This window comes from Streptomyces sp. NPDC096012 (assembly GCF_040426375.1).
In the GTDB taxonomy this organism is placed as follows: Bacteria; Actinomycetota; Actinomycetes; order Streptomycetales; family Streptomycetaceae; genus Streptomyces.
In genome coordinates, this window is sequence record NZ_JBEOTD010000002.1 from 110,298 (window position 1) to 131,942 (window position 21,645).

The 21,645-nt window shown below is 71.8% G+C and carries 19 protein-coding genes and 1 tRNA gene; 7 read left to right on the forward strand and 13 right to left on the reverse strand.

Annotated elements, in window-relative coordinates; all coding sequences use genetic code 11:
* Positions 1 to 127 precede the first annotated feature (127 nt).
* Entirely contained in the window at positions 128 to 2,140 is a 2,013-nt protein-coding gene (gene pknB / locus ABVB68_RS02875) for a Stk1 family PASTA domain-containing Ser/Thr kinase (protein WP_353599242.1), read from the forward strand.
* 67 nt (positions 2,141 to 2,207) lie between these two features.
* Here the strand turns inward: pknB and ABVB68_RS02880 are convergent, their stop codons facing one another.
* Genes ABVB68_RS02880 through ABVB68_RS02905 form a run of 6 tightly spaced genes read right to left on the reverse strand, consistent with a single transcriptional unit; the run spans position 2,208 to position 6,563 of the window.
* Positions 2,208 to 2,957: a class E sortase gene (locus ABVB68_RS02880; RefSeq protein ID WP_353599243.1), complete on the reverse strand. Its 750-nt coding sequence runs from the start codon at positions 2,955 to 2,957 to the stop codon at positions 2,208 to 2,210.
* A gap of 27 nt (positions 2,958 to 2,984) precedes the next feature.
* Positions 2,985 to 4,151 (reverse strand): class E sortase, encoded by a 1,167-nt coding sequence (locus tag ABVB68_RS02885; protein ID WP_353599244.1) that lies wholly within the window; start codon positions 4,149 to 4,151, stop codon positions 2,985 to 2,987.
* Complete coding sequence (locus ABVB68_RS02890; protein ID WP_353599245.1) at positions 4,148 to 4,786, reverse strand: aminodeoxychorismate/anthranilate synthase component II; 639 nt, start codon at positions 4,784 to 4,786, stop codon at positions 4,148 to 4,150. Before ABVB68_RS02890 ends, ABVB68_RS02885 begins: the two co-directional genes overlap by 4 nt.
* Positions 4,783 to 4,980, reverse strand: a complete 198-nt coding sequence (locus ABVB68_RS02895; protein ID WP_353599479.1) for a hypothetical protein — start codon at positions 4,978 to 4,980, stop codon at positions 4,783 to 4,785. The genes ABVB68_RS02890 and ABVB68_RS02895 overlap by 4 nt, the downstream gene beginning before the upstream one ends.
* A gap of 17 nt (positions 4,981 to 4,997) precedes the next feature.
* Positions 4,998 to 5,750 carry a class E sortase gene (locus ABVB68_RS02900; RefSeq protein WP_353599246.1) on the reverse strand — a complete coding sequence of 251 codons (753 nt, stop codon included), beginning with the start codon at positions 5,748 to 5,750 and terminating at the stop codon, positions 4,998 to 5,000.
* 24 nt (positions 5,751 to 5,774) lie between these two features.
* Positions 5,775 to 6,563, reverse strand: coding sequence for a DUF881 domain-containing protein (locus ABVB68_RS02905; RefSeq protein ID WP_353599247.1), 789 nt, complete (start codon positions 6,561 to 6,563; stop codon positions 5,775 to 5,777).
* Positions 6,564 to 6,715: 152 nt separating this feature from the next.
* Between ABVB68_RS02905 and crgA the strand changes: the two genes are divergently transcribed.
* Entirely contained in the window at positions 6,716 to 6,970 is a 255-nt protein-coding gene (gene crgA, locus ABVB68_RS02910; RefSeq protein ID WP_353599248.1) for a cell division protein CrgA, read from the forward strand.
* Positions 6,971 to 7,240: 270 nt separating this feature from the next.
* Here the strand turns inward: crgA and ABVB68_RS02915 are convergent, their stop codons facing one another.
* Together ABVB68_RS02915 and ABVB68_RS02920 are read right to left on the reverse strand one after the other, a co-directional pair.
* On the reverse strand, positions 7,241 to 8,131 hold the full coding sequence (locus tag ABVB68_RS02915; protein ID WP_353599249.1) for a rhomboid family intramembrane serine protease: 891 nt from the start codon (positions 8,129 to 8,131) through the stop codon (positions 7,241 to 7,243).
* A gap of 112 nt (positions 8,132 to 8,243) precedes the next feature.
* Positions 8,244 to 8,777: a peptidylprolyl isomerase gene (locus tag ABVB68_RS02920; protein ID WP_353599250.1), complete on the reverse strand. Its 534-nt coding sequence runs from the start codon at positions 8,775 to 8,777 to the stop codon at positions 8,244 to 8,246.
* 271 nt (positions 8,778 to 9,048) lie between these two features.
* Here ABVB68_RS02920 and ABVB68_RS02925 point away from each other — a divergent pair, with 271 nt between their 5' ends.
* A complete protein-coding gene (locus ABVB68_RS02925) occupies positions 9,049 to 9,750 on the forward strand; it encodes a DUF5324 family protein (RefSeq protein ID WP_353599251.1) in 702 nt (233 codons plus the stop codon).
* A 212-nt stretch (positions 9,751 to 9,962) separates the two neighbouring features.
* On the opposite strand, the gene ABVB68_RS02930 is transcribed toward ABVB68_RS02925, so the two are convergent.
* Positions 9,963 to 10,035 (reverse strand) — tRNA-Ala (locus ABVB68_RS02930).
* 180 nt (positions 10,036 to 10,215) lie between these two features.
* Here ABVB68_RS02930 and ABVB68_RS02935 point away from each other — a divergent pair.
* A complete protein-coding gene (locus ABVB68_RS02935) occupies positions 10,216 to 10,764 on the forward strand; it encodes a helix-turn-helix domain-containing protein (RefSeq protein WP_353599252.1) in 549 nt (182 codons plus the stop codon).
* Positions 10,765 to 10,867: 103 nt separating this feature from the next.
* On the forward strand, positions 10,868 to 12,454 hold the full coding sequence (locus tag ABVB68_RS02940) for a serine/threonine-protein kinase (protein WP_353599253.1): 1,587 nt from the start codon (positions 10,868 to 10,870) through the stop codon (positions 12,452 to 12,454).
* On the opposite strand, the gene ABVB68_RS02945 is transcribed toward ABVB68_RS02940, so the two are convergent.
* Together ABVB68_RS02945 and ABVB68_RS02950 are read right to left on the reverse strand one after the other, a co-directional pair.
* Positions 12,418 to 13,809 carry a hypothetical protein gene (locus ABVB68_RS02945; protein ID WP_353599254.1) on the reverse strand — a complete coding sequence of 464 codons (1,392 nt, stop codon included), beginning with the start codon at positions 13,807 to 13,809 and terminating at the stop codon, positions 12,418 to 12,420. The genes ABVB68_RS02940 and ABVB68_RS02945 overlap by 37 nt on opposite strands.
* Before the next feature lie 410 nt (positions 13,810 to 14,219).
* A complete protein-coding gene (locus ABVB68_RS02950) occupies positions 14,220 to 14,348 on the reverse strand; it encodes a DLW-39 family protein (protein ID WP_003999697.1) in 129 nt (42 codons plus the stop codon).
* 349 nt (positions 14,349 to 14,697) lie between these two features.
* On the opposite strand from ABVB68_RS02950, the gene ABVB68_RS02955 reads away from it, so the two are divergent.
* A complete protein-coding gene (locus ABVB68_RS02955; protein ID WP_353599255.1) occupies positions 14,698 to 15,039 on the forward strand; it encodes a DUF6344 domain-containing protein in 342 nt (113 codons plus the stop codon).
* 212 nt (positions 15,040 to 15,251) lie between these two features.
* Here the strand turns inward: ABVB68_RS02955 and ABVB68_RS02960 are convergent, their stop codons facing one another.
* A complete protein-coding gene (locus ABVB68_RS02960) occupies positions 15,252 to 15,440 on the reverse strand; it encodes a ferredoxin (RefSeq protein ID WP_353599256.1) in 189 nt (62 codons plus the stop codon).
* 255 nt (positions 15,441 to 15,695) lie between these two features.
* A complete protein-coding gene (locus ABVB68_RS02965; RefSeq protein WP_353599257.1) occupies positions 15,696 to 16,133 on the reverse strand; it encodes a hypothetical protein in 438 nt (145 codons plus the stop codon).
* A gap of 716 nt (positions 16,134 to 16,849) precedes the next feature.
* Here ABVB68_RS02965 and ABVB68_RS02970 point away from each other — a divergent pair.
* Positions 16,850 to 21,142, forward strand: a complete 4,293-nt coding sequence (locus ABVB68_RS02970) for an nSTAND1 domain-containing NTPase (protein WP_353599258.1) — start codon at positions 16,850 to 16,852, stop codon at positions 21,140 to 21,142.
* Positions 21,143 to 21,645 lie beyond the last annotated feature (503 nt).

Below are 21,645 nucleotides of genomic sequence, written 5' to 3' on the forward strand. Positions count from 1 at the left end.
GTCCTGTATCGGGTTCCGGGCTTGGCCAGGTCATACAAAGCGAGCCGGGTACCGTAGGCCCGGACGGCAGCCTCGGACGCACACGGACGTGACGGCCGGGACCGACGGAGAGGGCTGGTAGGTAGCTATGGAAGAGCCGCGTCGCCTCGGCGGCCGGTACGAGCTGGGCCAGGTGCTCGGCCGTGGTGGCATGGCTGAGGTCTACCTCGCGCATGACACCCGGCTCGGCCGCACTGTGGCGGTGAAGACGCTGCGCGCGGATCTCGCGCGCGATCCGTCCTTCCAGGCCCGGTTCCGCCGGGAGGCCCAGTCGGCCGCCTCGCTCAACCATCCCGCGATCGTCGCGGTCTACGACACGGGCGAGGACTACATCGACGGGGTCTCCATCCCGTACATCGTGATGGAGTACGTGGACGGCTCCACGCTCCGTGAGCTGCTGCACTCCGGCCGCAAGCTCCTGCCCGAGCGTGCGATGGAGATGACCATCGGCATCCTCCAGGGCCTGGAGTACGCCCACCGCAGCGGCATCGTCCACCGTGACATCAAGCCGGCCAACGTCATGCTGACGCGCAACGGCCAGGTCAAGGTGATGGACTTCGGTATCGCCCGCGCGATGGGCGACTCCGGGATGACCATGACGCAGACCGCGGCGGTCATCGGCACGGCCCAGTACCTCTCGCCGGAGCAGGCCAAGGGCGAGCAGGTCGACGCCCGCTCGGACCTGTACTCGACCGGCTGCCTGCTCTACGAGCTGCTGACGGTCCGTCCCCCGTTCGTGGGCGACTCCCCCGTGGCCGTCGCCTACCAGCACGTCCGCGAGGAGCCGCAGGCGCCGTCGGTCTTCGACCCCGAGATCACCCCCGAGATGGACGCCATCGTCCTGAAGGCGCTGGTCAAGGACCCGAACTACCGCTATCAGTCGGCCGACGAGATGCGGGCCGACATCGAGGCCTGCCTCGACGGCCAGCCGGTCGCGGCCACGGCCGCCATGGGCGCGGTCGGCTACGGCGGCTACCCTGACGACCACGCGACCACCGCCCTGCGCTCGGACGCCGGCGCCGGAGCGACCTCCATGCTCCCGCCGATGGGCCCGGACGAGGGCGGCTACGGCTACGACGACCGCCCCGACCGCCGGCGCCAGCAGCAGAAGAAGTCCAGCACCTCCACGATCCTCCTGGTGGTCGCGGGCATCCTGGTCCTGGTCGGCGCGATCCTGATCGGCAAGTGGGCGTTCAGCGGGGGCAACGCGGACCAGAGCTTCAAGGCGCCGAACTTCGTCGATCACACCTACTCCGAAGCCCAGAAGATGGCGGTCAACTCCGACCTGAAGCTGGGCCCGCCCACGCGGAAGCCGTGCGAGAACCAGCCGAAGAACACGGTCTGCTCCCAGGACCCCGAGGCGGGCACCAAGGTCGCCAAGGGCGACACGATCAACCTGGTGGTGTCGACGGGGGCGCCGAAGGTCGCGGTTCCCAGTGTCCTCGGGCAGAGCTTCGACGAGGCCAAGGCGACGCTGGAGGGCGACAAGTACCAGTTCAACGTCGTCAAGAAGGAAAGGGTGTCGGCGGAGGAGGCGGGGCGCGTGCTGGAGCAGAACCCGCCGCTCGGCAAGGAGGTCGAGAAGGGCTCCACGATCACCCTGACCGTCGCGAAGGCGGAGGAGAAGGTCACCGTCCCCGGTGACCTCGTCGGCAAGTCCTGCGACGAGGCCAAGAACGAGCTGCAGGGGCTGGGACTGGTGCCGAACTGCAACGACACGGCCACCGCCAACCCGGACGACGACGGCAAGGTCCTGTCGACGAACCCGCAGGCGGGCCAGCAGGTCTCCAAGAACACGCCCATCGCGGTCAACGTCGGCAAGGTCGCGCAGCCCACCCAGACCGACGTGCCCAATGTCCAGGGCCAGACCCTGAAGGACGCCCGGCAGATCCTGCAGGGCAAGGGCTTCAACAACATCCAGGTCAACGGCCCGGGTGACGACAACGCGCGGGTCCTCAGCCAGACTCCGCCGCAGGGCACCCAGGCCGACCCGGGCGCCACCCAGATCGTCCTGACCACCGTCAGCTTCGGCGGTGGCCCCGGGGGCAACGCCAACGGCGGCAACGGCAACGGCGGCATCTTCGGCGGCAACAACGGCTGACGCGTCACCGACGGCGAAGGCCCCCGGCTCAGGTTGCCGGGGGCCTTCGCCTGTGTCGAGCCGCGGTTCAACCGCGCAGTTCCTTCGGCGGGGTCCGTTTGCCGTCCACCTTCTGCACGCGGACCAGTTCGCCCCAGACCACGTAGCGGTAGCGGCTCGTGTAGACCGGGGTGCAGGTCGTCAGCGTGATGTAGTGGCCGGCCTTCTTCCTGCCGGATTCCTCGGGGATCTGCGACAGCACCTTGACGTTGTACTTCGAGGTCTCGGGGAGGATCGAGTAGACCTTGTAGACGTACCAGTCGTCCTTCGTCTCGAAGACGATCGGGTCGCCCTTGCGCAGCTTGTCGATGTTGTGGAACTTGGCGCCGTGGCCGTCCCGGTGGGCGGCGAGGGTGAAGTTGCCCTTCTTCCCGGACATGGGGAGCACGGCCCCCGCGGGGTCCGTGTAGTAGCCGGCCACGCCGTCGTTCAGGACGTCGGTGTCCGTGCCCTTCTCGACCAGGACCTCGCCGTTCCTCATGGCCGGCACGTGCAGGAACCCGATGCCGTCCTTGGTGTCCAGCGCGCCGGGGCCCGTGTCCGTGGCCGCCCAGTGGTCGCGGACCTTGTCGGCCTGCCGGTCGGCCTTGCGGTCCGCCAACACGTTCGTCCACCACAGGGAGTAGACGACGAACAGGCCGAGCAACACTCCTGCCGTGATGAGGAGTTCACCGAAGACGCTGACCGCCAGCGCGATCCGCCCGGGACGCCGGCGCGGGCCGGGATCCGGCTCGGACGCGTCCGTGTGTGCTTCGGTCTCGTCGGCGGTCGCTGCCACAGTTCCTCTGCCCTTACTCGATGAGCCCTACTCGATGAGCGCGTCCGGCTTGCCCTTGCTGCGCGGGCGTTCCTCGACCATCTTGCCCCAGACGATCAGCCGGTACTTGCTGGTGAACTCCGGCGTACAGGTGGTGAGGGTGATGTAGCGGCCGGGCCTGGTGAACCCCGAGCCGGGCGGCACGGGCTTCAGCACGCTCGTGTTGGACGGCGGTGTCACCGGAAGCGTCGAGGTCACCTTGTAGACGAAGTACTCGTCCTGCGTCTCGACCACGACCGCGTCACCGCGCGAGAGCCGGTTGATGTACCGGAACGGTTCGCCGTGCGTGTTGCGGTGTGCCGCGAGACCGAAGTTCCCGGTCCTGTCGCCCGGCATCGCGGTCTTCAGCGCGCCCTCGCCGTAGTGACCGACCATGCCCTTGTCGAGCACCCTCTTGTTGCTGACGCCCTCCGCGATCGGCGCGACCACGTCCAGCCTGGGGATGTGCAGGATGGCGAAGCCCTGCCCCGGCGCGAAGACGCCGGGGTTGCGCTTGCCGCTCGCCCAGTCGTCCTGGAGCTGGTGCGCCTCGTTGCCGGCCTGCGCGTGCGCGCGGACGTTGGTCCACCACAGCTGGTAGGTGACGAACAGCAGCATCAGCACGCCGGTGGTGATGAACACCTCGCCGATCGCCCGGCTGGCGATGACGGCCGGGCCCGGCTTGCGCAGCCGTGCCTGCCGCCTGGCCTCCACCCGGGAGAGCGGCCGGCCGGCCGGCGGGGCCGACGGGGGTGCCGTCTCCCGGCTTCCGCCGTGGCGGCCACCTCGCCGCTTGGCGGCCTTTCTGCGGGCCGCCCGCCCGCCCGGCGTGGTTCCCGTGGCGGAAGGTTCCGAGGAGGCCCCAGCGGCCCGCAGGGGATCGCCGTAGGGGCCGGCAGGCGGCGGCCCGGGGATCCGCAGCGCCATCGTCTCGTCGTCGCCCGCGGGCGAGCGGCCGGCGGGCGGCAAGGGGCCGGCCGCGGGCGGAGGGGTGGCGGTGGGCGGCAGGGGGCCGACCGCGGGCGAGGGGCCGACGACGGGCATCGGTGCCGTCGGCGGATCGTCCCGGCGCCCGGCATGACGGCCCGCACCGCGAGCGGCGTTCGGCGCACCGTGGTAGGACTCGTACGGGCTCTCGCCGTACAAGTCCTCACGCTCGGGGCGCAGCGCGGTCACGCCGTGGCCCTGCCCACCACCGGGGCGAGCCCCGCCGACCTCGCCACGGCACCCTGGTCGCCGCATTCCGCCAGCCAGTTGGCCAGCATCCGGTGCCCGTGCTCGGTCAGCACCGACTCGGGGTGGAACTGCACGCCCTCGACCGGGAGTTCCCGGTGGCGCAGGCCCATGACGATGCCGTCGTGCGTGCGGGCGGTCACCTCCAGGTCGGCCGGGACCGTGGCCGGCTCGGCCGCCAGGGAGTGGTAGCGGGTCGCGGTGAAGGGGGAGGGCAGACCCGCGAAGACGCCCTTGCCCTCGTGCTCGACGAGCGAGGTCTTGCCGTGCAGCAGCTCCGGTGCCCGGTCGACCACTCCGCCGTACGCCACCTGCATCGACTGCATGCCGAGGCACACGCCGAAGACCGGCACCCCGGTCGCGGCGCAGTGGCGGACCATGTCGACGCACACCCCGGCCTGTTCCGGCGTGCCGGGTCCGGGCGAGAGCAGCACCCCGTCGAAGCCGTCCTGGGCGTGCGCGGTCGACACCTCGTCGTTGCGCAGCACCTCGCACTCGGCGCCCAGCTGGTACAGGTACTGGACGAGGTTGAAGACGAAGCTGTCGTAGTTGTCGACGACGAGAATCCGCGCACTCACTGGTTGTCCACCGTCACATCGTTGAAGGGCAGGAGCGGTTCGGCCCACGGGAAGACGTACTGGAAGAGGACGTAGACCACGGCCAGGCCCAGTACGAGTGAGACCAGCGCCTTCACCCACGCGTTCCCCGGCAGATGCCGCCAGATCCAGCCGTACATGCCGTCCCTTTCGTATCTCCACGGCACCAGACTCACGCCGTAACGCCACCAGACTAACGGCGCAGAGCCTTCGGTTCGCCTGCCTCCACAGGCTGTGTGGAGTCCAGGTGCGCCCAGACGATCAGCCGGTGACTGTGTCCCCATTCCGGATCACACGTGGTCAGCGTCAGATACCGGCCCGGACGCGTGTACCCGGATGTACGTGGCACAGGGTCGATCACCTCGACGTCCGTGGGAACGGTTTTGTAGGGCCCTTTGTCGATCCGGTACGTGAACCAGGTCGTACCGTCCGTGAGCACCACCGCGTCGCCCGGGCGCAGCCGCGGGAAGTCCTTGAACGGGTCCCCGTACGTGCGCCGGTGCCCGGCGACCGCGAAGTTCCCCAGCTGGCCGAGCCGGGCCGTCCCGGCGTAGTGGCCCAGGCCCTTCTTCAGCACGTCGGTGCCGGTGCCCTCCAGCACCGGTTTGTTCCACGTGAAACCGAGCCGCGGGACGTACATGATCGCGAAGGCCGCCCCCTGGCGATACGGCGCCGGTTCCGCGGGGTTCTGCGACCGGTCCGGCCGCTGTGGCTGCTGCGACTCCTGCGGCGTCCGCGGTTCCCGTGTGGCCGCCGGCCGCCCGCCCGGGGTGTTCGCCCGCTGCACGTTCCCCGTCGACCACTGCCGGTGCAGCTGCTCGATCTGGTCGCTCATGGCGGTGTCGGCCCGCACACCCGTCCAGAACAGCAGGTAGACCACGAAGAGCACGATCAGGGTGCCGACGGTGACGCACAGTTCGCTGACGGTCCTGACGATCACGCGCACCGGCGGCTCCTGACTGGGACCCGGCTACTCCACGGGCTTCGCGTAGTGCAGATCCACTGTGCCCGAGTAGCCGGGCAGAGTCACCGTCCCGTCCTCGGTGACTTTCCAGCCGAGGCCGTAGACGTTGACGTAGACCATGTAGGTCTGGATCGCCTTGCTCGCCGCGAGCGCCTGCTGCAGCTTCCCCGGGTCCCCGACCGCCGTGATCTTGTACGGCGGGGAGTAGACGCGCCCCTGGAGGATCAGGGTGTTGCCGACGCAGCGCACGGCGCTGGTGGAGATCAGCCGCTGGTCCATGACCTTGATCCCCTTGGCGCCGCCCTGCCACAGGGCGTTCACCACGGCCTGCAGGTCCTGCTGGTGGATGACCAGGTAGTCGGGCTGCGGCGCGGGGTAGCCGGGGAGCTTCGCGGTGGCGTCGGGCGGCGCGTCGTTCAGCGTGACGGAGATCGCCCTGCCGGTCAGCCTGTGCGTGCCCGCGTCCTTCTCCAGGCCGCTGAGCTTCTGGTCCTGGGCCTTGCTGCTGCCGTCGTCGCTCTCGGCGAGCGAGTCCACGTTGCCGCGCAGGGACGCGTTGGTCTCGTCCAGCTCCTTGTTCTTGCGGCTGCGCTCCTGGATCAGGTCGGACAGCTTGAGCAGGGAGGCGTCCTGCCGGATGTCGGTGCCCTTGGCCGTGTCGAAGCTGGTGAAGAAGATGAGTCCAGCCAGCGCGAAGACGGCCGCCGTCAGTATCCGCACCGGCCGGACACGCGGCTTGCGTCCGGGGCCGGAACCCGTTGATCCCGTCCCGGGGGAGTCGGCAGAATTGCTCAACGTACCCTTATCTCCTTCGGCGCCACGGAAGCACTACGCTAACGGACGCCCGGGGGAGCAGACAGAGTCGTCGTGCCGCCCCCTTGTACGCTGCCCCGAGCCCGACCCAGTTACCTGCGCGGCCACGCAGCGCATCGACAGGAGAGACCCTCGTGCCGAAGTCACGTATCCGCAAGAAGGCCGATTACACGCCGCCGGCGGCGAAGCAGGCTCAGGCGATCAAGCTGACCAGCCGTTCCTGGGTCGCGCCCGTCATGCTGGCCATGTTCCTCATCGGCCTGGCCTGGATCGTCGTCTTCTATGTAACCGACGGCTCACTGCCCATCGACGCGCTGGACAACTGGAACATCGTGGTCGGATTCGGCTTCATCGCCGCCGGCTTCGGTGTCTCCACGCAGTGGAAGTAGCCCTCACCAGCACTGCTGCGGTAGCTCTGCCCAGGGCTATCCACTGAGTTATCCACAGGTCGGCAGCTGTATCCACACCTCCCTGGGGAAAAGACTACGATCTGTGGATAACTCATCGAGGGTTGACGCCGGTGTGACTGACCTATCAGTCCCCGCACACGCATTCGCCCCCCGTCCGACCTGCGGAAACACATTCGAGCGACGGGGGGCACACCTGTGCCCGCACCGTATGCACAGGATTCGCCACACGCTGTGGACAACCGGCCGGTCTCAGGTGAGCTGACCGGTCCTGACCAGCACGAGGACCACCGCGACCAGCAGGACGAGCGCACAGGTGCCGTACTGGACCAGCGCCCGTCTCCTGCGCGGGGCGTGCACCATGGCGTACCCCGTCACGACGCCGGCTGCCAGGCCGCCGATGTGGGCTTCCCAGGCGATGCCCATCGCCGGCGTGAAGGTGATCACGAGGTTGATCACCAGCAGGGCGACGAGCGGGCGCAGGTCGTAGTTGAGCCGGCGCATCAGCACGGCCGTGGCGCCGAACAGGCCGAAGATCGCTCCGGAGGCGCCGAGCGAGGGCTGGTTGGGCGCGGCGATCAGATAGCTGAGCGCGCTGCCGGCCAGGCCCGACACGAAGTAGAGGGCGATGTAGCGGGCGCGGCCGAGCGCCGCCTCCAGGGGGCCGCCGATCCACCACAGGCTGAGCATGTTGAACAGGATGTGGGCGATGCCGCCGTGCAGGAACATCGCGGTCAGCAGGCGGTAGTACTGGCCGTCGGCGATGCCCTGGACCTCGTCGAGCCCGGGGACGTACGCCTGGCCGATCAGTTCGAAGCGCTGGGTGAAGTGGTCGCCCAGGGACTGCTGCACCAGGAACATCGCGAGGTTGATCCCGATGAGGATCTTGGTGATCAGCCGGGGGTCGGCCGTGACCGTGCCGCCGGCCATCGTGCGCGGCCGGGACGCGGCCGGCGCATGCCCCGTACCGGAGCCGGCGCGGACGCATTCGGGGCACTGGAAGCCGACCGAGGCGCTGACCATGCACTCCGGGCAGATGGGGCGCTCACAGCGGGTGCAGCGCACGCCCGTCTCGCGGTCCGGGTGCCGGTAGCACACGGGCACGCGCCGGGCGTCCTGGGCGCTGCCTGCGGCCTGGTCCATCAGATCACCTTGCTCGTCGTGGGGCTGCCCGGGGCAAACACCCCGCCCCGCTCATCCTTACGGACGAGCGGGGCGTTTGGTTCCCTGCGGCGGCTGCCGGGAAGCGGTGGGTTCAGCTCTCGCGCCGGTCGACGACGACCGACTCGATGACGACGTCCTGGGCCGGACGGTCGTTGCGCCCGCTGGTGGGCACGCCCGCGATGGCGTCGACGACCTTCTGGCTGGCCGGGTCGGTGACCTCGCCGAAGATGGTGTGCTTGCGGGTCAGCCAGGCCGTCGGGGCGACCGTGATGAAGAACTGCGAGCCGTTGGTGCCGGGGCCGGCGTTGGCCATGGCCAGCAGGTACGGCTTGTTGAAAGACAGGTCGGGGTGGAACTCGTCCTCGAACTTGTAGCCGGGACCGCCGATGCCGGTGCCCAGCGGGTCACCGCCCTGGATCATGAAGCCGCTGATGACACGGTGGAAGATCGTCCCGTCGTAGAGCCGGTCCGTGCTCTTCTTGCCCGTACCCGGGTGCGTCCACTCACGCTCGCCCTGCGCCAGCTCGACGAAGTTCCTGACCGTGACAGGCGCGTGGTTCGGGAACAGCCGGACCTCGATGTCGCCGTGGTTGGTCTTCAAAGTGGCGTAAAGCTGCTCAGCCACGATCTGCCTTCCGTTGTCCTCGTGTGACTCCCCGATCCTCGCACGGCCGGGGCCGTACGTCGCCCGACGGCCTGGAGTTCTGCCGGGAAAGCAGCGCCCGGCCGAGTTTCGTGGCAGGGTCGACGAGAAGCTCCTGTTGCCCGCAATCGAGCCGAACAGAGCGATCAGCACCCATATGCCCGCCCTCGCATGCCGGGCGGACCGTTCACAGGCATGATCCGTAAAAGGGTGGAAAGTCGAATTACCGTACGCCACCGAGGAGGAGGAACCCGTGACCCGCATCGACAGCGTGCGCGCCGCGACCGGCTCGGCGAAGGACAGCGTGCTGCACGCCGCGGAAGTGGTGGCGCCCTACGCCGACACGGCCAAGGAGCGTGCCGCGCATTACGCGCAGGAGGCACGCGTACGGCTGGCGCCCGTGGTGTCGCAGGCCGCCGAACAGGCCCGCGATCAGTACGACGCCCGGCTCGCCCCACGACTGGAGCAAGCCCGTGCCCATGTGCCGCCGAAGGTTGACCTGGCAGCACAGGAAGCCGCCCTTCGTACCCGCAAGGCCGCCCGGCAGGCCGCCGTCTACTCGCGTCCGAAGATCGAGCACGCCGTGGCCGTCGCAGCACCGGTGGCCGACGAGGCCGCCGCGCGCGGCGCCGCCGCTCTGGCCGCCCTGCGCGGTCAGGTCTCGGCGAAGGACATCCACAAGCTGGCCAGAAGGAACGAGCGGCGGTCCAGGGCCGGCCGGGCGGTGAAGGTACTGGCGCTGGCGGGCGTGCTCGTCGGCGGCGCCTTCGCGGCCTGGAAGTGGTGGGACAAGCAGGCCAACCCCGACTGGCTGGTCGAGCCGCCCGCGGCGACGGAGGTGCCCGAGACCGGGCGCATCGGCTCCGTGGACGGCAGTGGCACCTCGGTCCTGGACCCGGAGGTGCAGGCGAAGCAGGCGGAGGACGAGTCCTCGGACCGCGACGACCAGGCCTGAGACGGCGGGGTTCACGCCCCTGGTCGAGACGGTCGGTTTCGCGCCCTGATGGTGACGGTCGGGTTCGTGCCCTGCTTTTGAACGGGCCGTGGGACCGGCGAGTGACAACTCGCCGGTCCCACGGCCCGTTCCACGTGAAACGGGCGCCGCGGCAGCCGACGAGAAATGCCCTCCGAAACCTGCTTTTCGCAGGTCGGAGGGCATTTTCGGGGTGGAGCCTAGGGGAGTCGAACCCCTGACATCCGCCATGCAAAGACGGCGCTCTACCAACTGAGCTAAGGCCCCGGGAAGCAGTGACCGGCCGGAAGCGCGTTCCGGTGGGTGCCGCAGACCAGACTACCGGGTCTCCCCCCGTATCCCGCAAAAAGATTGGGGGTCCCCCCGGATGACCACTCTCCGTAAGATGCTCGGCGGGGTTCGCTACAGCGAACCGCGGTTTTTCAGGGGTAGCGATGGGGAGACGCAATGGACGCCGCACAGCAGGAAGCCACCGCCAGAGCGCGGGAGCTGCAGCGGAACTGGTACGGGGAGCCGTTGGGGGCGCTCTTCCGTAAGCTCATCGACGATCTGGGGCTCAACCAGGCGCGTCTCGCGGGGGTCCTCGGCCTGTCGGCGCCGATGCTCTCGCAGCTGATGAGCGGCCAGCGCGCCAAGATCGGCAATCCCGCGGTGGTCCAGCGGGTACAACTGCTGCAGGAGCTGGCGGCGCAGGTGGCGGACGGCAGCGTCAGCGCCGCCGAGGCGACCGACCGCATGGACGAGATCAAGAAGTCGCAGGGGGGCTCCGTGCTCAACAACACCACCCAGACCACGAGCGGTTCGGGGGCGCCCACGGTCAAGCGGGTGGTCCGCGAGATCCAGTCGTTGCTGCGCTCGGTGGCCGCCGCGGGTGACATCATCGAGGCCGCGGACGCCCTCACCCCGTCCCACCCCGAGCTGGCCGAGTTCCTCCGGGTCTACGGCGCCGGCCGTACGTCCGACGCCGTCGCGCACTACCAGTCCCACCAGAACTGACCGCGGCCCGCCACCCGTGGGCCGGTGGCGGGGAAGCGGTGCCGGAGGGGAACGCGGGGGTAGAGGGGGAGCGAGGGGCCAGGGGGAGGAGCGGGGGACTGCCATGGGTGAGGTCTTCGCCGGCCGGTACGAGCTGGCCGACCCGATCGGACGCGGTGGCGTGGGCGCCGTGTGGCGTGCCTGGGATCACCGCCGACGGCGCTATGTGGCCGCCAAGGTGCTCCAGCAGCGCGACGCCCACTCGCTGCTGCGCTTCGTGCGGGAGCAGGCGCTGCGCATCGACCACCCCCACGTCCTCGCTCCGGCCAGCTGGGCGGCCGACGACGACCAGGTCCTGTTCACCATGGACCTGGTCACCGGCGGCTCCCTCGTCCACCTCGTGGGCGACTACGGCCCCCTCCCCCCGGCCTTCGTGTGCACGCTGCTGGACCAGTTGCTGTCCGGGCTCGCCGCCGTCCACGCGGAAGGCGTCGTCCACCGGGACATCAAACCCGCCAACCTGCTCCTGGAGGCCACCGGTACCAGCCGGCCGCGGCTGCGGCTGTCGGACTTCGGCATCGCCATGCGGCTCGGCGAACCACGGCTGACCGAGACCAACCTCGTGGTGGGAACGCCCGGTTATCTGGCTCCCGAGCAGATGCTCGGCGCCGAACCCGACTTCCCGGCCGACCTGTTCGCCGTCGGACTGGTCGCCCTGTATCTCCTGGAAGGCGCGAAGCCCGACGCGAAGGCGCTGGTGCAGTACTTCGCCGAGCACGGCACCCCGGGGGCGCCCAAGAGCGTTCCCGAACCGCTGTGGCAGGTGGTCGCCGCGCTGCTCCAGCCGGACCCGGCGGCCCGCTTCCGCACCGCCACGGGGGCACGCAAGGCACTGGCCTCCGCCGCGGAACTCCTGCCGGAACCCGGACCCGACGACGAGCTGATCGAGATCTTCGACCAAGTCGGCCCGCTGCCACCGGGGTTCAGCTCCGACGGGCCGCTCAGGAGGGCCTCGGGTGTGCAGACGGACTTCTCCGGTGAGTCCTCCGACCCGAGCACCGGTGCCGTCGGCCACCCGGGGGCCGGCTCCGGCGCGGACAGCGCCTCCCGCCCGGACGTGGGCCTCGACGCGAGCGCCCAGGCCCACCCGCACACCGGCTCCATGTCGGACACCGGAAGCTTTCGACTCCCGCCGCCCCAGGACCACTCGGAGCCTGGTCCGCCCCCCTGGCGGACGCCCCCGCACGCCGGGGAGCAGCGCGAGAACAGCCCGGAGCCCACACCCCGGGCACCGGAGCACGCACCCTGGACAGCGGAGCACGCACCTCGGGCACCGGAGCGGACACCACCGTTCCCGGGGCGGACACCCGTCTTCCCGGAACGCAGCTGCCCGTTCCCGGAGTTGCCCTCGCACGATCCGACGACGCGGGCCCTGGCCGCCGCCCCCTCACAGCCGTACACGCCAGGGACCGCCGTCCCGCCACCCGCGGTGCCGGGGCACCGCGGCGATGCCGCCACCGCCTCGTACACCGCTCAGGACGCGCAGGTATCCCCTGCCGCCCCACCGGTCTCGCCGAGGCCCCCGGTGCGGGGCCGTCGGCGCCGCACGAACCGTCGCCGTCCCGGGCCCCCGGCCCGGGTCGCGATCCCGGTCCTGCTGCTGGCGCTGGTCTGTTACGCGGTGGGTTTCTGGGCGCTGACCCGCGTCTGAGCCCGCCGGGCCGCCAGCGTCCAGCCGCCGAGCACCAGCAGCAGGGCCGTGCCCAGGCCGATGCCGCCGGCGGCGACCAGCCTCATCGGCGTGCGGTCCGCGCCCGCCGTACTCCCGGGCAGCGCCCGCACGCGGTCCTGGGCCGTGACGGTGAAGACGTCCGCGGGCGCGGGCCGCCCGGCGTAGTCGGGCCCGGCGTGCGCCCGTCCGTCCACCCGTATCCGCAGCGTCACGCCGAACGGTCCGCGCCCGAAGGGGCCGGTCAGCTGCTCGCTGAGGTGCAGGACCAGGTAGTAGTCGCCGGCGAACCGGACGGCGGAGACCCCTGCGGGGACGGCATGGCGGTTGGCGTACTCGACCGGCGGGAGCGGGGCGAGGGCCACGGATCTCCGGGCGCCGGTGTAGCCGAGGGTGACGTCGTCGACCAAGCCGCGGACGGGGTTGTGGAGGGCGAGGTTCAGGGCCCCTCCGGCATAGCCGTGACCGTCGGCAGCGTCCAGTTCGGCGGAGGCGTGCAGTTGGCGGCCCCAGTCGAGCGGCACCTTGTAGAACCGGGTCTCGCCGGGCACGAGGGCCGTCCGCCAGACCCCCTGGTCCACCGGTACGGCCGAGACGAAGCCGGCGCCGCCGGACCGGTCGCGGGGCTTGCCGGTGAGCGGTTCGGGAGTGGCGGAGTTCCAGGACTCCGGCGCGGTGCTGGGCCCGGGCCGGACGGGCCCGGGTTCCGTGGCGGGCGCGATCTCCAGGTCCCAGGGCTGCGTCGAGCCCGCCGTACCGGATCCCTCGGCGTCGAGGCGTTCGACCAGCAGGTAGTACGTGCCCGCGCCCCGGCACAGCGCCCTGCCGGCCTCGCGCTGTCCCAGGGCCGTGACCGGGCGCGGGCTGAGCCCGGCGCCGAAGCGGGCGGCGGCGTACTGGCAGGACGAGCCGTCGGCGTCCTCGATGGACACGCGGATGCCGTCGGTGGCGGTCACGGTGGTGTGGGCGGGCGGTACGGCGGTGACGGGGACGTACGCCGTGTCGGCGGCTGCGAGGCGCAGGCGGTAGTAGAGCCTGCCGTTCTTCGGCAGGGAGCTTCGGTAGGTACGGCCGGGGTCCAGCCGCTCGGCGTCGGCCGTGTCCGCCGCGCCCTGGACGGAGCGGGCGCCGGGCGTGAAGTCGTACATCCCCGGACGCGCGCCGTCGTAGGCCCCGGAACGCGCACCGGCGGCGGCCGCGGGGCCGCACAGCAGGGGGACCAGGGCGCACAGCCCCAGCAGCACGACGCCGGCCCGCAGGCCGGGCGGCTTGGTCGTCGCGCGCGAGCGCGCGCACCGGTCGTCCCGCCACCACGCCGTACGCCCTCGCCGCCGCACTGCCACCCCCTGTCGCTCCGCAACCGCGGGCCCCGGCCGCTCCCCGCGGCCTGCCGGACCGTGGCCCATCCTGCCCCGAGCACCCCTGCGCCATCCGGGCAACGTGTACGGCCGTCCGAAACGCCCGGCAACGCCCGGCCCCACCCGGTGGATCGCGGACGGCCTCCCGGAACGCCTATCTCACCCGCGGCCGCCCCGCAACCCGGGGCCGCCGAGCCGGGCCGCACCCGGTGACCCGCGGCCCACCGGGTCCACGACCCACGACCCGCGATACGCAAGCCCACCGCCCCGCAGCTCGGGGAGGCGGAAGACCGCCGCGGCCGCAGGAATGGCGGCCTGGAAACGCGGCCAGGAAACGCAAAACCCCGACCGCGTGGCGGCCGGGGTCTGTTCGGTTCAGGTGTCGGGACTCAGGAACCCGTAGGCACGGAGTCAGTCGCCTCCGTCCACAGATCCTGCTCGGCGCGATCCGCCTGGATCTGGCGGTACACGAGGAGCCCGCCGATGGCGGCCAGTGCGACCAGGAGCAGCTTCTTCACCGCGCGACCTCGTCTTTCCTTGACGTAGGGGACCTCTGGCGCCCGACTATACACACCGACCGATATCGATCGGTGACCTGCGTGGGGGCTCAACTCCCGCCTCCGGCAGCGCACTAGCCGAGTCCGGCGCCGTTCGGATCGGAGGGTGATCACACCTCCACGGAACGTTACATTTGCTCCGTCTTCGTGCCTCTTGGTCGGGTTTTCGGGTCTTTTCCGACCCCTTGGGCCCATTCGGGTGGTGTTCATCAGAACATCGACGCGCCACGGGCGTCGGTCCACCACTTCGCGCCCCGCATACACATGATGAGCAAAGTACGCAAATCGCCCAACCCGAAAGTGAGGGGCCATGACCCAGAACAAGGTCATGAAGCTGTGGACCGCCATCGTCACCGCCTTCCTCGCGCTGTGCACGGCGCTCGGACTCGTCACCGCGGCCACCGCGACGGCCGCCGCCCAGCCCGAGAGCCCCCGCACCGACGCCACGCACCACGCGGCCCCGGCGATCCCGGCGACACCCCGCTGGGTCTGGCCCCATGCCAGGGCCCTGCCCCCCACGATGAAGCAGCGGATCGGGGCCGAGGCCCACGGAAAGTCCCCGAGCTGCCGGCACCGGCCCCTCACCGACCCCCAGACGGAGAACGCGGAGACCGGGACACCCGACCAGGACCCGGCGGCGCTCGACTGCTGAGCCCCCGCTCGATCAGCCGCTCCGCCGGCCACCCGCGGCAGGAACGGCACCCAGCATCGCGGACGTCTCGACACCAGGCGACTTGCGTACGCACCAGTCGACACGGAAAGACCCCCGGCCGGGCTCGGCCGGGGGTCTCGCGCTTTGTGGGGACACGTCCTCCCCGTGCGGCGACGACCTACGAGGTCCGCCCGCGGCAGGAGCGTGACCGCCTATTCCATCAGCCGTATCGCCTGTGAGGGGCACCTTTCCGCCGCCTCCCGGACCTGCGGATCGCCGGCGGACTCCGCACGTCCGGGCCGTACGACGCCGTACCCGTCCTCGAACGCGAACACCTCCGGTGCCCGGTGCGCGCACTCGGCGGAGCCGTAGCACAGGCTGCGGTCGACGGAGACCTTCATGCGTCCTCCAGCCGTCGGTGACCCCGCCGGTGACGTCCGGCCGGGGTCGGTTCGGTGACTTCCAGGACGTCACTGCCCGGCGAGGCACCCGCTGAACCCGCCCGGCACCGCCGACTCCCGGCCCCGCTGAACCCGCCGCCCGACCCGCCGGCCGCACGACCGCCGACCCACCGGCCCCACGACGGCCGCCCCGCCGCGCCCGCGCGGGCACCCCGCCGGCCCGCCACCGGTCACCCCGCCGTCACGTCCGACGCGTTACCGCCGGCCACCCGCGGTCGCCAGCCAGTGGGCCACGCGACGGACCGTGGGCTCGTCGAGGCGGTCGGCCAGCGTCCGGACCGCCTCGCCGTCCTCGGGACCGAGGTCGTACAGGCCCGCCTTGCCCAGACCGGCCATGAGCACCTGGTGCCGCCGCGCCGTCATGCGTTCGGCGAGCTTGGCCGGCTCGCCGGGCCCGTCCGCGCGCCGCCCGACGGGGGGCGCGGGTGCCGGGGTGGGTGTTTTCGGTGCCTTGGCCGCCGGGGAGTCGTAGAGGTGCCAGGCGCCGTCCTTCGGGCCCCACACCGCGACCGTCGCCTCCGCCCCGCGCGCCCGTACGGTCTGGGTCATGTCCCCGACGGCGTACAGCACAGGAGCCCGATACGGCGACTCGGCGGCCACCGTCCAGGACTCCCGGCCGGGCTGGTGGAACATCGCGACCCAGCGTGGAGCACCGGGCGGTCGCGGGCACCGGGGACGCTTCTCCATGGCACTCACCCCTTCGTGGACGACCCTCGAGTGAACGACGCTCGGGGCGACCGTAGCTGACGGACCGTCAGTTATCCAGGCGCATGCCGGCTCACCGGGCGAGGCGAAGTAGGGCAGGACAGGACAGGAAGGAGTAGGGCAGGGCAGGATAGACGAAATAGGACAGGGCGAGACAGGGCGGAGTAGAGCAGGACGGAGTGGGGCGGCGGAGCGTCGGTCCGCCGGATTCCCGAGGAAGCGGGACATCACGTCCCCATGTATGAGCCCCTGCCCGTCCGGCACCGGTCCCTCCCCTCGTGGGGACCGGTACCGAACGGTGCAGGGGGATGTCGGCCCGTGCCATGTCGGCGGTTCGGCACGGGCCGAGGTCGAGAGCCGTCTCCGCGGGTGCTCCGCGGGTCCAGCCGGGGTGTCCTAGCCGCTGCCTGCCTTCGGCGGGACCCGCTCGTCTGTCTGCTGCAGAAGTTGACCGAGAACGTTCGCTGCCATGGGCTGTCTCTCCGAGCACTGAGCCGGTGGCCTGTCCAGACGGTGTGTGATCACTCCGCTACCCGGTTCGGATCCTGCCATCTGTCGCCTCCGCAGAGGAGGTTCCGATCTCCGGCCCATGCCTTATCCGCAGGTCAGCCGTATAGGGTGAGTTTTCCGGTCCGGACGTCCAGATGCGGGGGGAAGTAAGGGGTGGGGCCTTGAGTTCCGACTCAGGGGCACGCACAGCTTTCGCCGAGCGCCTCGCGCTGCTGTACAAGGAGGCCGGCAACCCTCCCCTGAAGAGTGTCGCCGAATCGGTCGTACGGTTGCAGCGGGTCGACGAACGCGGCCGTCCGGTACGGGTCTCCGCGCAGCGGATCAGCGACTGGCGCCGCGCCCGGAACGTGCCGGCCCAGTTCACCGCGCTCGCGGCGGTCCTGCACATCCTGATCCCGGAGGCACGGCGCCTGCGGCCCGCCCCGGTCTCCACCGGCCTGTACGACCTGGCCCACTGGCAGCGTCTGTGGGAGCGCGCGCTGGCCGACCCGGTGGGTGACCGGCCCGCGCCGTCCGCCCAGGAGGACCGGCCCCCCGCGGCCCAGGACGCGTCCGTCTCGGGCGGTGTGTGTCCCTACCGCGGGCTGGCCCCGTACCGGCAGGAGGACGCGCGCTGGTTCTTCGGCCGGGAACGGAGCACGAACGCGCTCGTCGCCCAGCTGCGCGCCGCGGAGCGGACGGGTGGTCTGGTCATGCTGGTGGGTGCCTCGGGGGCGGGAAAGTCGTCCCTGCTCAACGCCGGCCTGGTCCCCGCCCTCCGCGACGGCGTCCTCGCCTCCCCGACGGCCGTCCGGACGGCAGCCACCCGGACCTCCACGACCGACCCGACGCCCACGGCCACCCCGACGGCCACCGCCGCGGACGCGTCCCCGGCGCACGCCTCCCCAGCCCACACCCCCTCCGACCACACCACCCCCGGCCACACCCCCTCCGACCACACCCCCTCCGACCGCTCCTCCCCGACCCCCCGGACCGCCGAGGACGGCGCCGCGCCCCGCGGCCCGGTCCTGCAACTCGTCCCCGGCCCCGATCCCCTGGGCGAACTGATCCGCCGGATCCCGGAGCTCGCGCCCGTCGCGGCCGACGCGCGCAGGGCCGAGCAGGAGGCCACGGAGAATGCCGCGGCGCCCGGCTCCGACGCCCCGCGGCTGGCTCGCGCCGCGCGTGAGGCCGTCTCGGCCTGGGCGCGCCGCGAGATGCCCCCGGGCGCCCGGCCGGTCGTCATCGTGGACCAGTTCGAGGAGGCGTTCACCCTCTGCGCCGACGAGGCGGACCGGCGGACCTTCATACAGCTCCTGGCCGCCGCCTGCACCCCGCCCGTCGGCCCGGGCGGTGCCGGTTCCGGCGCCGTACCGCCGGCTGCCGCCCCCGCGCTGGTCGTCCTCGGCATCCGCGCCGACTTCTACGAGCAGTGCCTCGGCTACCGGGAACTGGCCGACGCGCTGCAGCACCGGCACATGGTGCTCGGCCCGCTGACCAGCGGCGAGCTGCGCGACGCCGTGACCGGTCCGGCCAAGGCGGTGGGTCTCGAGCTGGAGCCGGGCCTCGCCGAGCTGATCGTGCGCGAGGTGAGCGCCGACGGCCCGCGCGGCGCCCACGACGCGGGCGTGCTGCCGCTGCTGTCCCACGCCCTGCTGGCCACCTGGCAGCGCCGGAAGGCCGGGCGGCTGACGCTGGCCGGGTACCGGGCGGCGGGCGGCATCCAGGGAGCGGTGGCGGCGACCGCCGAGCGCGCCTGGTCAGGCCTCGACCCGGCCGCCCGTACCGCCGCCCGGCTGCTCCTGCTGCGGCTGGTCCGGCTGGGCGAGGACACCCAGGCCACCCGGCGCCGCGGCACCCGGCGGCAGCTGGCGGACGAGTCGTCGGACCCCGGCAAGACCGAGGAGTCCCTGGAGGCGCTGGTGCAGGCCCGCCTCGTGACGCTGGACGCGGACACCGTGGAGATCACCCACGAGGCGCTGCTGCACGCCTGGCCGCGCCTGCGGCACTGGATCGACGACAACCGCAACGACCACCTGCTGCGCCAGCGGCTGGAGGAGGACGGCCGGGCCTGGGAGGACTCGGGCCGGGACAGCTCCCTCCTCTACCGCGGTTCCCGGCTGGAGCAGGCCCGCGGCTGGGCGAGGTCGGCCGGTGACACCTACCTGACCCGCAGCGCCGTGGAGTTCCTGGCCGCCGCGGTGCGGCTGCGCAAGCGCACGGTGTGGATCAGCAGGGCGGCGGTGGCGGCCCTGGTGGTGCTGGCCCTGCTCGCCGGCGGTTCCGCGGTGATCGCCTGGCAGCAGCGGGACGACGCCGTGTTCGCGCAGGTCCTCGCCGAGGCGGACCGGGTCCAGCGCACCGACCCGTCCCTGGCCGCGCAGCTCGACCTGGTCGCCCACGACCTGCGCCCGCACGACGAGGGCACGTACAGCCGCCTGATCTCGATCGTGAACGCCCCGCTGGCCACCCCGCTGTCCGGCCACACGGGCGCCGTCTACCTCACCTCCTTCAGCCCCGACGGCAGGACCCTGGCCACGGCCAGCTACGACCGCACGGTCCGGCTGTGGAACGTGGCCGACCCGAGCCGCCCGAAACCCCTGGGCCGACCGCTGACCGGGCACGGCAGCTGGGTGAGCAGCGCGGTGTTCGCTCCGGACGGGCGCACCCTGGCCAGCGCCGGCGACGACGGCACGATCCGCCTGTGGGACGTGGCCGACCCCGCCCACCCGGTCCCGATCGGCCGGCCCCTGACCGGCCACACGGGCACGATCTACCTGGTCGCCTTCAGCCCCGACGGGCGCACCCTGGCCTCGGCCGGCGAGGACCACACCGTGCGCCTGTGGAACGTGGCGGACCCGCACCGGGCGAAGACGCTGGGGGTGTTGCGCGGCCACACCGCCGCGGTGCGCTCGGTGGCGTTCAGCCCGGACGGGCGCACCCTCGCGGCGGGCGGCGACGACGCCAGCGTCCTGCTGTGGCGCACGGCCGACCCGCGCCGGCCCGAGCCGATCCACACGGTGCTCAGGGGCCACACCGACATCGTGCACTCGCTGGCCTTCAGCCCGGACGGCCACACCCTGGCCAGCGGCAGCGCGGACGACACGATCCGGCTGTGGAACGTGACCGACCCCGACCGCCCCGCCGCGCTCGGCTCACCGCTGACCGGCCACACCGGCCCGGTGTGGTCCGTGGCGTTCAGTCCCGACGGCGGCAGGCTGGCCGCCGCGAGCGCGGACAGCACGGCGAGCCTGTGGAACGTGAGCGATCCGGCGTCCCCGTCACAGGTCGGCGAGCCGCTCGCGGGCAGCAGTGGGGAGATGTACGCCCTGGGGTTCAGCCCGGACGGGCGGACCCTGGCCACCGGCAGCGGCGACAGCAAGGTACGCCTGTGGTCGATCCCGGCCTCGGACATGATCGGCCGGAGCGGAGCCTTCCGGCCGGACGGACGGGTGCTGGCCACGGCGGCGCGGGACGGCAGACTGCGGCTGTGGAACGTGGCGCGCCCCGACCGGCCCGTGCCGCTGGGGAAGCCGTTCATGCGCGCGGACGGCGACCAGCGTTCGCTGCTGTTCTCCCCCGACGGCCGCACCCTCGCCGTCCTGACGGGGGCCAAGGCCGTGTACCTGTGGGACGTCTCCGACCCCGCCCGTCCGGTCTCGACCGGACCCCCGCTCCGCCTGCGGACCCGCTTCATGGGCCCGGACGCGCTGGCCTACAGCCCGGACGGCCGCACCCTGGCCACGGCGTACGACGACCGCACCATCCAGCTCTGGAACGTCTCCGCGCCCGCGCACCCCGCACGGCTCGGCAAGCCGCTCACCGGCCACCGGGGCTACGTCAACACCCTCGTCTTCAGCCCGGACGGCCGCACCCTGGCCAGCGGCAGCGCGGACAGCACGATCCGGCTGTGGAACGTGGCCGACCCCGGCCGCCCCGCCGCGCTCGGCACACCGCGGGGCGAGCACTCCGGTCCGGTCAACGCGCTCGCCTACAGCCCGGACGGCCGCACCCTGGCCAGCGGCAGCGACGACGACACGGTGCGCCTGTGGGACGTCTCCGACCCCGCCGGGGCGAGGGCGCTGGGCGCACCGCTCACCGGCCACAGCGAGGCGGTGACGTCGGTGACGTTCAGCGAGGGCGGCCGCACCCTGGCCAGCGGGGGAAACGACAACACGGTGCGCCTGTGGAACGTCGCCGACCCGGCCGGGGCGACCGCGATCGGCCAGTCGATGAGCCCCAACGCCAAGACGGGCAACTTCCTGACGTTCAGCCCCAACAGCCACGTCCTCGGCGTCTCCAGCGGCGCCGACACGGTCCGCCTGTGGCGGCTGGACGCCGACGCGGCGATCCGGCACATCTGCTCGGTCACCCGGGGCGTGCTGACCCCCCAGAGGTGGCACGAATACCTTCCCCGCCTCTCCTACGACCCCCCGTGCGGACGATGATCGGCCAACCTGACTGATTACCCGGTGACTTGGCCCCACGGGCGGCTCAACCTTGTTACCCTTGGCCATAGCCCGATCGCTGGTGCATCCCCCGTCGCCAGCGGTCGGGTCTTTTTTCATGCCCTGAGAGACGTCACCTCGGAGACCTCACCTGCGCGCCCTCCCGAGCGATCTCACCGGAGGGACGGCACCCGAGAGACGGCACCGGAGATACGGCACCCGAGGGCACCCGGCCCACCCGCGCACAGCCAAGGCCCCCCGTCCATCCGGACCTGGGGTCTTCGAATCTGTGGGGTTCACAGGATGCGAACCTGTGGCCTCACCCTTATCAGGTCGACCACCACGGCTCATTGATGCAGGCGCTGCCCGATGGTGAGCGTTTCAGCGACGGTCAGGGTCCGTGGCGATCCGTGATCGTCCGGGCCTGTTGGTGTCGGGCGTCGGTGTCAGACACCAGCGGGGGCTCGACCGCGCCGGGTACCTCGGCACGGACCAGACCGGTG